Here is a 12,009-nt window from a genome sequence, read left to right on the forward strand (position 1 = left end):
CCCGGACCGGCCGGTCCGCCACACCCGGCCCCGGGAGATCCGGTCCCGCACGCCCCGCCGGGCCACTCGTGCGCCGGTCGCATGAAGGATTCATCAGCCCGGTTCGCCCGGACGTCCCGCCCGGAATGGAACACAGCATGTCGGCGATCCCCGAGAACGGACGGCCCATGCGCGCGATCCCCCCACACCGCGGCACACAGGCGGCCGGTACCGACTCGTCCCCGCACCCCGGGCGCCCGGTGGCACTGATCACCGGAGCCTCGTCCGGTATCGGCGCGGCCGTCGCGGACCGACTCTCCGTCGGCGGGCGGTGGGATCTCCTGCTCAACGGCCGCGACGTGGAGCGGCTCTCCGACGTGGCCGCACGCACCGGCGGAAGCGCGCTGCCCTGGGATCTGGCGTCGGAGGAGGGCTGCCGGAGCCTGGCGGAGGAAGCGCTTGCGGTCGGTGGCCGGGTCGACGCGCTCGTCGCGGCGGCGGGGCTCGGCTGGGCGGGCACCTACACGGACATGACACCCGCCCTGGTGAACCGCCTGGTGAAGGTGAACGTCTGCGCGGTGATGCATCTCGTCAGCGAGCTGCTGCCGCCGATGCTCACCCGGGGTTCGGGCCGGCTGGTGGTGCTGGGCTCCGTGGCCGGCCGCTTCGGGGTGCGCGGCGAGGCCGCGTACGCGGCGACCAAGGGCGCGCTGATCCCCTTCGTCCAGAGTCTTCGCTACGAACTCCAGGGCACGGGAGTACGTCTCTGCCTGGTCATGCCCGGCCCCGTCGACACCCCCTTCTTCGCCCGGCGGGGGACCCCGTACACCCGCTCCCGGCCACGGCCGGTCCCCGCGGAGCGGGTCGCCGCGGCCGTGGAGGAGGCGCTGTCGGGAAAGCGGCACGAGATCACCGTGCCGCGGTGGATGGAGGTACCCGCCCGGCTGCAAGGCGTGGCCCCGCACCTCTTTCACAGGCTGGCCGCGCGCTTTGGCTGAGCGGACCGCGGGCCGGCGGGAGGCACGGCCCGCGCCGACGCCGTCCGCACGGTGGCGCACCGCGTGCCCGCCCGCCGCTGTGCGGTGCCCGCCGGCCGGACGGCCGGGGCACCCCTCGGCGCACGCCCGGGCGACCCCGGCCGGTGCTCCGTGATCATCCTCTGCGTCGTCCTGGCACTGGTAGCCGCGACCGGCAACGCCGCGGCCTCCGTGCTGCAGCGCCGAGCCGCCGCGGCCGAGCCCGCGCCGCCCGCGGGCGCCGGACCGGTCCGTGCCCGGGGATGGCGGGGGCTGGTCCGGCGCCCGGCCTGGCTGTGGGGGGCGGGCATGCTGGTCCTCTCCGGGGTGGCGCAGGCTGCCGCCCTGGCGACCGGCCCCTTGGCGGTGGTGCAACCGGTGATGACGACGGAGCTGCTCTTCACCCTGGTACTCGCGGCTGTCGTCTTCCGCCGGCCACCGGGTGCCCGTGCCTGGGGCGCGTTCCTCGCCATGGCGGCGGGGCTGGCCGCGTTCCTGCTGCTGGCAGCGCCCTCGGGCGGAACGGAGACCGTGCCGCCCGGACGGTGGCCCGTCAGCGCCGTGCCCGCCGTCGCCGTGTCCGCCGTGCTGGGCGTCGTGGGCAGAGGGCTTCGGGGCTCCGCACGAGCGGCCGTGCTGGGGTCGGCCACGGCCATCGGCTTCGCCTTCACCGCCGCGCTGCTCAAGGACGGCCTCGGCACGGTGTCCGGCCGAGCGGGTGCCCTGCCCACCACCTGGCAGATCTATGCCGCGGTGGCCGTGGGCCTGGGCTCGTTCCTGGCCCTCCAGGTGACCCTGAGGTCGGGCTCGCTCGCGGCGTCGCAGCCGGCACTCACCCTCGGGGACGCGTTGCTGAGCGTCATCCTGGGCGTCACGCTGTTCGAGGAACGGATCGAACTCGGCCTGCTCGTCCTGCCGGAGGCAGCGTCCCTCGGTCTGATCGCGTACGCCTGCGTGCATCTCAGCAGATCGCCGCTCGTCTCGGGGAAGGAGGCGCAACGATGGTGAGGGACATCGGATCCACGGACGCTTCCCACCGGGCCCGTGCCGTGGCGGCGTGTGCGCTGGGAGCGGTGGCCGCCTGGCACATCGGCCCCGCCGCCACCTGGCTTCCGCCCGTGCGCAGGGCGCTCGCCCCCTCGCTGGACGGACGGGGCCGCGCCGATCACGTCGCGCTGACCTTCGACGACGGCCCGGATCCGGCCAGCACCCCGCACTTCCTGCGGCTCCTCGACGCACACGGGGTCCGGGCCACCTTCTTCCTCGTCGGAACCTCGCTCACGCGCCACCCCGAGCTCGGCCGGACACTCGTGGCGGCAGGGCACGAGGTAGCCGTGCACGGCTGGCGCCACTCCCGTCCGTGGTTGCCGCACCCCTCGCGCGATCTGCGGGAGGTGGCGCGCGCGGCCGAAGCGGTACGCCGGGTCTGCGGGGCCGATCCGCTGTGGTACCGGCCGCCCTACGGGATTCTGACGGGCGGCCGGCTGGCCGCCGCCCGACGCGCGGGTCTGCGGCCGGTGCTCTGGTCGGCGTGGGGCCGCGACTGGACGGGAGACGCCGACGCCCGTTCGGTAGGGGCGTCGGTCGTGAAGGATCTGCGCGCGGGAGCCACCGTCCTCCTGCACGACGCGGACAACTGGAGCGCGCCTGGCGCCTGGCGGGCCACGCTGGAGGCGTTGCCGGGTCTGCTCGCAGCGTGCCGTGAACGCGGCCTGAGCGTGGGACCGCTGGCGGAGCACGGAGTCGGCGATGTCCGCGCCCGCCCGATCGGACCACCGGGTCCATGAACGGAACAGGCCGGGGGAGCGCGGCCGGCTCCGCGAACGGATGTTGCCGGCCGACGACGGTCAGGGCGCGGGGACGGGGCCGCCGGGACGGAAGCGCTCCACCCCGACGATGTGCCGCACCTTGAGCGGACGTACGACCACGGCGACCCGCTCCTCGCCCGGCATGAGCCATTCGAACCGTTCGCTGCCCAGGTACTTCTGTGCCAGCCGGTCCATGTGCGTGCGCGCCTCCTCGCCCTCGACGAACCGGGCGACGACCCCGCTGATCTGCACCCGGTCGAAGGGGTCCTCGGCGTCCGCGTGCGAGAGGTAGACGCGCGGATCACTCCGCAGGTTCTCCTCCTTCACCCGGCCCACCGAGGTGTTGAAGCTCAGCTCCCCCTCGCCTTCCAGATCCACCCACATCGGGCTGACCTGCGGTGCGCCGTCGGGGAACACGGTCCCGACGTACCAGATGTGGGGTGCCCGCAGCCGGGCGCGAACGGCTTCGTCGAACGTGGCAGTCATGCTGAAAAGGCTAACAACCATGATCACGGGGAAGCCCTCGTGGCGGGGAGCCGACGAGGCGGAGTGGTGCCTCTTCGTTCACAGGACCGGGACCGACTCCTCACGTTCGTCGGCCTCGCCGGACCGTGTGGATCACCGCTCGCCGCGGCGGCGACCTCGCGTACGGCCCCGGGGCGCCCACGCAGGACGGCGAACGACGGGCTCAGGAGTCCTCGCGAACCGAGGACCGAGGGTGTCGCACGCTCCTCGTGCCGGCGGTCCGGCACCAGGTGAGGGGTGCCGGACCGCCGGGCCGAGGTGGCCCGCTCACTCATCCCGTTTCCCGTGCGGCGGCGCGGGCGGCCGGCTCGGGCCCGGACACCGTCAGATTCGCGCTGCCAGGGGCGGAGCCGGGGACGTCGAGTGTCCGGCTGCCGTAGAGGTCCTCGACCCAGTTGTCCTGGTACACGGTGTCGAGATAGCGCTCGCCGAGGTCCGGAGCGACCGCCACCGCGGTGAGGTCATCGGTCCCCTGCCGGGCCAGCCAGTCGACAGCTCCGCTCACCACCGTGCCGGTGGAGCCGCCGAACAGGAAGCCTCGCCGGGCCAGACGGCGGCAGGCGCGGATGGTGTCGGTCTCCTCGACCCTGACCACCTCGTCCACGTACGACTCGTCCAGGAGCGGCGGACGCATGCTCATGCCGAGGCCGGGGATCATCCGGCGCCCGGGTGCCCCGCCGAACGCCACCGAACCGGCGATGTCCACCGCCACGATCCGGACGGGGCGTCGCCGGTCACGGAAGTAGCGGGCACAACCCATCAGGGTCCCCGTGGTGCCCGCGCCCATGAACAGGACGTCCAGGTGCGGGAACGCGCGTGCGATCTCAGGCGCGGTGGTCCGGTAGTGGGCCCTCCAGTTGGCCGGATTGGAGTACTGGCTCAGCCAGACGCACCGGTCGTCGGAGGCGCACAACTGCCGCACATGGGCCAGTCGCTCGGCGAGGAACCCACCGTTGGCCTCCTGGGTGCCCACCAGATGCACCTCGCCGCCCAGAGCCTCCATCATCAGCCGTGTGGCCAGGTTGCAGCGGGCGTCCGTCACACAGATGAACCGGTATCCCTTGCTCGCCGCGATCATGCTCAGCGCGACGCCCAGGTTCCCGGACGAGGACTCGACCAGGACGGAATCCGGCCGCAGTGTGCCGTCGCGCTCCGCCGAAGCGACCATCTCGGCGGCCGCCTTGAGTTTGATGGATCCCGCGAAGTTGAAGCCCTCGCACTTGAGGAGGAGCGAGCGGCCGAAGACCGGCTCGACGTCGACGTAGAGATCCTCCTCGTTGAAGGCCTGAGGGACGGTGATGACCGACACGGTGAACTCCTCCTCCTGTTGCGGCCGGCGCCCGGGCAGGGCGGCGGATCGGGACGGGGCTCCGTCATCCGTAGCGACTCCGTTCATGGAAGAAGTCGTCGACGAAGCGGAGCTCACCCGCACGGGATATCTGGTCGTGCACATAGCTCCCTACCGCCAGGTCCAGCACACCGAGCCCGAAGGGGGAGAAGACCACGGGCCGGTCGCCCGGCACGGCCACCCGTCCCGCCATCACGTCGTCGAGCGTGCCGTGCACGAAGTCCCGCCCACCCGTGAGCTGTTCGGTGAGATGGGGCGAGGTGGACGCCCTCAGGCAGTGCTCGATGTCGTCCAGGATGTTGGTGGAGGCCAGCAGTACCCGGGGAGCGAGATCCCGCAGCGAGACGTGCAGCACCACGGGGTTGTGGGCGAACCACTCCGGGGCGTGGACGTGCGGCTGTCCCGCCACCGTCGCGAAGACCACCAGATCGCTGGTCCGGATCAGTTCCTCGGGGTCCTGGTGCACGGTGACCGCAGCCGCGCTGCCGGACTGCTCCACGTACACGCGGAATCCGGCCGCGCTGCCGGGAGAGACGTCGTACACCCCGACGTCGTCGAACGACCAGCCCGAACCCACCAGGAAGGTGTGGATGTAACGGGCGATCAGACCGGTTCCGAAGAATCCCACCCGGGTCGGGCGCGGCCGGTCCCGGCTGAGCCGGTCCGCCGCCGCTGCCGCGGACGCGGCCGTGCGGGTCGCGCTGATGATCGAGCTCTCCATGCAGGCGAACGGGTAACCGGTGGCCGGGTCGTTGAGGATCAGTACGGCCGATGCCCGCGGAACCCCGGACGTCACGTTCCCCGGGAAACTGGAGATCCACTTCATCCCGTCCACCGGCGACTCGCCGCCCAGTGAGGCGGGGAGGGCGATCATCCGGGAGGCCGGGCGGTCGGGGAAACGGAGGAAGGAGGAGGGCGGGTTCACCGTCCGTCCCGCACCGTGGAGCCGGTAGGCGGCTTCGACCACCTCGACGATCTCCTTCTCACGGCCGTCGAGAGCCTGCCTGACCTGGGATCCCGAGATCACGGCGAACGGGGGGACGACGGCCTCCCCGGGGGCGGCGTACGCCGACGCGGTGGTGTGGTCCGTCATCGTCATCGCCGCCCGGTCCCGGCCGTCGCCGGCGAGGAGCTGCCCGGACCGGTGGGAGCGGCCATGGCGACGACCACCTCGCGCGGTCCCTCGTACGCCTCACGGCTGTGTGCCGTACGGATGTTGTCGACGAACAGCAGGTCGCCCGCCACCCATGGCTCGCGCACGGTCCGTTCCTCGTACACCTCGTTGATGGTGCGGACGACGTCCTCCTCGACGGCCGCGCCGTCGCCGTACCACGTGTTGAACGGCAGGCCGTCGACGCCGTACTCGTCGACCAGGTACTCGGCCACCTCCGGAGCGAGCGTCCAGCGGTTCAGGAAGGCGATCTGGTTGAACCAGCAGCGGTGGCCGCCGGCCGGGTGGGTGATGACGGCGTCGCGCCGCTGGGAGGTGCGCAGGGTTCCGTCGGGCTGCCAGGCGCAGTCGATGGCGTGGCTCCGGCAGTAGCGCTCCACCTCGTCGCGGTCGTCGGTGCCGAAGGCCTCGGTCACCGTCGCCCCGATCTCGCCGTTGTAGCTGCGGGTGAGGAGCCAGCCCTCCCGTTCGAACCTCTCCGTCAGTTCCCGGGGAAGGGCGTCGAGTACGGCCGCCGCGTCGGCGAGCCCGGTGGCTCCGCCGCTGGTCGGTTCGCCGAGGCAGGCGAAGAGGAGAAGGCCGGGGAAGCCGAGCGTGTAACTCAGCTCGTGATGCATGCACATCGGCTGGTTCGGCGGCCAGGCGGACGAGGAGTGGATGCCCGGGGAGTGGGTGACCCTGGGAGCGAAGGACTCCCGCTCCGTCACCGGCTCGGCGCCGAGCTGCCCGAGGACCGCCCCGACGTCGTCCACGGTGCGCAGACCGAGTCCGCGGACCAGGACCGCGCCGTGCTCCTCAAGCGTGTCACCGATCCCGGCACGGTGTTCCGCGACCCAGCGGGCCGGGTCCTCGTCCTCCGGTATCCGCACTTTCGCGGGACCTCCGGGCCCGTGCACCGGACCGAGCGGACGGGTGGTCGTGTCGATGGAAGGCATCTGCGTCTCCTTCGGAAAGTGGGCGGAAGTCATCGGTCGGTACGTGTGTCGATCAGCGCCGCCAGGTCGGTCAGCACGGGATGGCGGACGAGGTCCTTCGGCGAGAGCTCCCGGTCCATGGACACGGCCACGCGGACCGCGGACAGCGAGGTGCCCCCGCGGTCGAAGAAGTCGTCCCGCCGGCCCACCAGGTCCTCGGGGACACCGAGCACCTCGGCCCAGGCCGCCGCCAGCCGCCGTTCGGTGGGGGTGCGGGGGGAACTGTCCGCGCCGTGCCCGTCGGAGGTCTCCGACTGCTCGGCCAGGGCGGCCAGTTCGCGCCGGTCCACCTTCCCGTTGGCGGTCAGCGGCAGAGTCTCCCTCCGGTGGAAGGCGGACGGAATCATGTAGGGGGGAAGCGTGCCGCTCAGCCGGTCGCGCAAGGCCGTCGTGGTCACAGTGGGGCCGCCCGTCCAGAAGGCGACCAGGCGCCGGCCGTGGCCGGAACCCTCGACGGCCACCACCGCTCCGTCGCGCACACCGTCCTGGCGGAGCAGGGCGCTCTCCACCTCGCCGAGTTCGATGCGGAACCCCCGGATCTTGACCTGTGAGTCGCGGCGGCCGAGGAACTCCAGACTGCCGTCGGGCAGCCAGCGGCCGTAGTCCCCTCCCAGATGCAGCCGTTCGCCCGCGCGGTGGGGATCGGGCAGGAACGCCGCCCGGGTGCGCTCGGGATCGTTGATGTACCCCCGGCCCACGCAGACCCCGGAGAAGGCGATAGCACCGGGGGCGCCCAGGGGGACGGGCGAGAGATGCTCGTCGACGAGGTAGACGCGCACGTTGGCGACCGGGGGGCCGAGCGGTACCACCTCGGTGTCCGGAGCCCGGTCCATGACGGCGTGGTTGGTGTCGTCGGACGTCTCCGTGAGCCCGTACGCGTTGACCAGCCGGACCCCGGGCATGACGCGGAACCACCGCTCGACGAGGTCCTTCCGCAGCGCCTCGCCGGTGACGCAGACGCAGCGCAGTGCGGGCAGTCGGCGCGGGTGACGTTCCAGGAAGGAGACGACCACGTCGAGGTAGGACGGCACCACCTGGAGCACGGCGGCGTCGCCGTCGGCGAGCGTGCCGACGAACCGCCGTACGTCCAGCACCGCCTCCTGCGCGACCAGGAGGGTGCGCCCTCCGGCCGTCAACGGGGAGAGCAGCTGCCAGAGGGAGATGTCGAAGCACTGGGGCGCGGTCTGGGCGACCACGTCACCCTCTCGGATGCCGAGATCGCCGGTCTTGGCGAGGAGATGGTTGAGCATGCCCGCGTGTTCCACCATCGCGCCCTTGGGCTCCCCGGTGGAGCCGGAGGTGAAGAAGACGTAGGCGAGATCGGAGGGGCCCACCGGCACGCCCGGATCGGTCTCCTCGCCGCTCCCCTCGCAGACCGCGTCGATGCCGAGCGTCCGGACTTCCGGCAGCGAGTGCAGAGCGGTGTCGAGCGTCCGGGTGCTGCCGGACTCGGTGAGGACCAGGTGGCAGCCGGCCCGGTCGAGCATCCTCTCGACGCGTTCGGCCGGGAAGCGGGGCTCGACCGGCAGGTAGGCACCACCGGACTTGAGGACGGCGATGACCGCGACGAGCCATTCCAGGCTGCGTTCCGACACCACCGCGACGACGTCCTGCCTGCTCAGTCCCGCGTCGAGCAGGGCGTGCGCCAGCTTGTTCGCCCGGGTGTTGACGTCGCGGTACGTCCACCGCCTTGCACCCTGGACCGCCGCGACCGACTCCGGGTGCGCACGTACCCGCTGCTCGAACAACTGATGGAAGCGTACGTCCGGCAGTTCGCGGTGCGGCCCGCCGAGTCCGTCGAGCTGGTGGCGGAGCTCGTCCGGCGAGAGCAGGCTCTGCCGTCCGTGCTCCGCATCCGGATCAGCGGCGATGAGCCCGAGGGCGGTGAGGTGGTATCCGGCGATCCGACGCGCGCAGCGCTCGTCGAGGACCTCCGTGCTGTACCGCAACCGCAGCAGGGCCCCGTCCGCGCGCGGGACGAATCCCACCCGCAGGACCGCGTCCCCCTCGGTCCCCTCGGCACCGGTCGGATCGAGTACCACCTCCGGCACCGTGGAGGGCAGGCCGAGCTCGTCGCGCAGAGAGCCGACCGGGAAGTCCTTTTCCGCGAGCAGCACCGACTCCGCGTGGTCCGCGCGCCTCAACAGCGAGCGCCACGAGGGGGTGTCGGTCGCCAGCCTGCACGGCAGGGGCCGCTCGCCCGTGCCGGCGACGTACCCCGTCGTGACGACAGGGTCACCCGACAGGGCGGAGAGCACCTTCGCGTGGGCGGCGAGCAGCGGAGCGGTGGGGGAGACGCCCATGGCTCCCGCCATCCGGCGCAGGTCGGTGACCAGCGACTGCGGGAGGACCGCCTCGACCACGGCAGCGCCGGGTGCCGGAGTGGACGTCCAGGGATTCACCGTGGTCGGCTCACCGGCCAGGAGGACGTCGCGCCAGTACTCCTCACGGGTGCGTACGCGGGTGTCCATGGTGTCAGCTCCTCGTCCCGGGCGTGGCCCGGTTGATGTGACGGGCGGGGTTGCCGCCCCAGAGGGTGTGCGGCGGGACGGTCTCGCCCTTCATCAGGAAGGAGTCGGCCGCCAGCGAAGCACCGTCGCCGACCGTGACGCCGTAGTGCACGAACGCGCCGACCCCGAGCGTGCAGCCGGCCCCGATGGCGGAGGTGTCGGACTTGAAGGCGCCGTCCTCCTGCGAATGGCACTGGACGACGCTGCCGGCGTTGAGCGTGCACCCGTTGCCGATGGTCACCATCCGGCGCTCCGTCAGGGCACATCCGTCGTCGAACACCCGGCGACCGACCCGGACGCCGAGCAGGCGCCAGACGAGGGTCTTGAACGGAGTGCCGTTGAAGGCCTGGAGATAGGACTCCGAAGGGACCTTCCAGTAGCGTTCGCGCTGCCAGAAACGGGGGTCGTAGATCGAGCAGAACAACGGACCCGGCGGGTGGTGAGCGGTCGTGACCCGCTCCACGAGGATGAAGTACGCGGCGCTCGCGAGTACGACCAGGACATTGCCGAGGGCGACCGCCGAGGCGCCGACCGAGGTGTAGAGCTCGGCAGAGCCCGAGATCACCAGGCTGACGACGAAGAGGTACATCCAGCGGGTCAGCAGGTACAGCCCCATCGTGGCGCCGTTGTGCCGGTTCTTGCCCGCCAGACCGTCCGTGAGCTCCTGCCCGTTCTTCATCCGGTCGAAGCTGCTGTCCCGCCGCACCGACCGGGGGATCTCGAAGCTCGGTGAGCCGAGCAGGCCCACACCCTCCCTGATCTCACCGTGCACCGGGACCATGACCTTCGTGGCCAGCAGACAGTCCGCCCCCGTCCTGCCCCGTGACGGGTAGGCGATCCTGTTTCCCAGGAAGTTCCGCGCTCCGATGGAGGCCCGGGACACCTGGAACGAGGTGCTGGAGAACTCCGCGTTGTTGATCGACAGACCGTCGGCCACCATCGTTCCCGTCCCCACGGAGCTGAGGAACGGAGACTCGTGCTTCACGTCGGTCCCGAAGTTCGACCCGGTCTGCTCCACCCGTGAGAGGTCGTAGCCCAGCAGGCGGAGGTAGGGGACCACGGCTGAGCTGTCGCCGAACAGCTTTGTCAGGAAACGGCGGTTGGTCATCAGGGTGATCGCGCGGTGCACCCCGTAGTGGATGCCGTAGAGGGGGTAGACGCGGTCCGGCGCGATCACCCGGAAGAGCAGACGCGGCAGGGTGGCGAGGGCCAGCAGGAGGAGCGGAAGGACGACGAACACCAGCGCGAACGTGATCACCAGACCGTCACGGTAGAACTCCCAGCTCGTGAGGACGGTGGGCCCCGGTTCCAGCACGGCGCCGAGCTGCGGTGCTTCCTCGAGGAGCATGCCGGCCGCTCCCACGGCCAGCGGCAGATACACCAGCAGCGCGCTCAGCAACTGCACCACGCCGTGCAACGACCTGCGGACGGGGCCGCAGACCGCCGGCGCCACCACCGGGTACTCCGAGCCCGCGGGCTCCGCCGGGGAACCGTGCCAGTGCGCGCCGGCCGGTACCGTCTGCCCGGTGTGAAGGGCGGAAGCGTGCGCCAGCCTGGCACCGTCACCGAGTGAGGTCCCGATGTCGAGCACAGCGGCCTCGGCGACGACCGCGTCCTTCCCGAGCGTCACGGGACCCGTCTCGATCAGATCGCCGTCGGCGCGGTAGCAGGGGAAGAGAGCGTCCTTGCGGATGACCGTGGAGGCCCCGACCGTCAGCAGGTCAGGGCACGAGGGCACCCGACGGGAGAAGATCGCCGCACCCGGGCCGATCTTCGCACCCAGCGCCCTGAGGTAGAGCGTGTAGAGCGGTGATCCGACGAAGAGGACCAGTGGGTTCGAGCGTATGAGCGTCTTCACGAGCCAGAAGCGGAAGTACGGAAGACTCCAGATGCGGATCCGCTCGGGCCGCATGCGTCCCATGAGCACCCACTTCGCCACGACCGGAAGTGTGGCGAGTGCGAGGAAGGCGGCTCCTCCGAAGGAGACCGAGCGGAGATACACGTCCAGCAGGCCCGACCCGGCGGATATCCATTCGTAGCCCCGTACGCCGGCCAGGGCGACGAGCCACGTGTAGCCGAGGAAGGCGAGCAACTGCAGCGTCCCGCACAGGACGTACCTGGCCCGTCCCGTGGGAACGGGCTCGGGACGTGACGGTACGGGAGGCGGGGCGTCGACCGGCGCCGGTGCGCGTGATCTCCGCGCCGCGCCGGCCAGCGAGCCGATGGTGGGATGCGCGTACACATCCTTCATCGAGACCGGAGCCAGATCGGGGTGCTTCCTGACCCGCGCGCAGAAGTGGGCCATCACCAGTGAGTCGGCGCCCAGGTCGTCGAAGAAGTGACTGCCGGGCGAGACGTGGTCGAGGTGCATGACGTCGGCCAGTACCCGGGCGAGTGGCTCCTCGGCTCCGGCCGCGTGCGTGCCGGGCCCGGCATGGCCCGTCGGCGCACTCGTTTCGGGCGGAGCGCCGGTGGCGACCTGCTTGGCGGTCATGGAGGCTCCTTCGCGCGATTCCTCGGTGCCCCGATCCGATCCGGCCGTGCGGGAGTCGCACGGCGGGCAGCAGGAATCCAGGGCAGGCCGAACAACGCCTGACCATCGGATCCGGGCTGAACTCTCCGCGTCCTGAATGCAGCTCGATGTGAGTGGTGAGCCGCTTGCGGACTCTCTACAAGGC

9 protein-coding genes are annotated in these 12,009 nt (G+C 71.5%); 3 read left to right on the forward strand and 6 right to left on the reverse strand.

Annotated elements, in window-relative coordinates; genetic code table 11:
- The first annotated feature begins 167 nt into the window (after positions 1-167).
- The 3 genes from ACGFNN_RS07910 (at position 168) to ACGFNN_RS07920 (ending at position 2,782) form a co-directional block, all read left to right on the forward strand.
- A complete protein-coding gene (locus tag ACGFNN_RS07910) occupies positions 168-977 on the forward strand; it encodes an SDR family NAD(P)-dependent oxidoreductase (RefSeq protein ID WP_393554038.1) in 810 nt (269 codons plus the stop codon).
- A gap of 150 nt (positions 978-1,127) precedes the next feature.
- The gene (locus ACGFNN_RS07915; protein ID WP_393553916.1) at positions 1,128-2,003 is read left to right on the forward strand and encodes a DMT family transporter; all 876 of its coding nucleotides are present in this window, start codon (positions 1,128-1,130) and stop codon (positions 2,001-2,003) included.
- Complete coding sequence (locus tag ACGFNN_RS07920) at positions 1,997-2,782, forward strand: polysaccharide deacetylase family protein (RefSeq protein ID WP_393553918.1); 786 nt, start codon at positions 1,997-1,999, stop codon at positions 2,780-2,782. The genes ACGFNN_RS07915 and ACGFNN_RS07920 overlap by 7 nt, the downstream gene beginning before the upstream one ends.
- A 60-nt stretch (positions 2,783-2,842) precedes the next feature.
- Here ACGFNN_RS07920 and ACGFNN_RS07925 read toward each other — a convergent pair whose 3' ends face one another.
- From ACGFNN_RS07925 to ACGFNN_RS07950, 6 genes are all read right to left on the reverse strand, one after another.
- Positions 2,843-3,289, reverse strand: a complete 447-nt coding sequence (locus ACGFNN_RS07925; RefSeq protein WP_393553920.1) for a PPOX class F420-dependent oxidoreductase — start codon at positions 3,287-3,289, stop codon at positions 2,843-2,845.
- A 310-nt stretch (positions 3,290-3,599) separates the two neighbouring features.
- Positions 3,600-4,637: a 2,3-diaminopropionate biosynthesis protein SbnA gene (sbnA, locus tag ACGFNN_RS07930; RefSeq protein ID WP_393553922.1), complete on the reverse strand. Its 1,038-nt coding sequence runs from the start codon at positions 4,635-4,637 to the stop codon at positions 3,600-3,602.
- Positions 4,638-4,701: 64 nt separating this feature from the next.
- Complete coding sequence (sbnB, locus tag ACGFNN_RS07935) at positions 4,702-5,769, reverse strand: 2,3-diaminopropionate biosynthesis protein SbnB (protein WP_393554039.1); 1,068 nt, start codon at positions 5,767-5,769, stop codon at positions 4,702-4,704.
- Between the two features lie 2 nt (positions 5,770-5,771).
- On the reverse strand, positions 5,772-6,782 hold the full coding sequence (locus ACGFNN_RS07940) for a TauD/TfdA family dioxygenase (protein ID WP_393553924.1): 1,011 nt from the start codon (positions 6,780-6,782) through the stop codon (positions 5,772-5,774).
- Between the two features lie 29 nt (positions 6,783-6,811).
- On the reverse strand, positions 6,812-9,292 hold the full coding sequence (locus ACGFNN_RS07945) for an amino acid adenylation domain-containing protein (protein ID WP_393553925.1): 2,481 nt from the start codon (positions 9,290-9,292) through the stop codon (positions 6,812-6,814).
- 4 nt (positions 9,293-9,296) lie between these two features.
- Positions 9,297-11,825 (reverse strand): Pls/PosA family non-ribosomal peptide synthetase, encoded by a 2,529-nt coding sequence (locus tag ACGFNN_RS07950; protein ID WP_393553927.1) that lies wholly within the window; start codon positions 11,823-11,825, stop codon positions 9,297-9,299.
- Positions 11,826-12,009 lie beyond the last annotated feature (184 nt).

The organism is Streptomyces sp. NPDC048590 (assembly GCF_043199535.1).
In the GTDB taxonomy this organism is placed as follows: domain Bacteria; phylum Actinomycetota; class Actinomycetes; order Streptomycetales; family Streptomycetaceae; genus Streptomyces.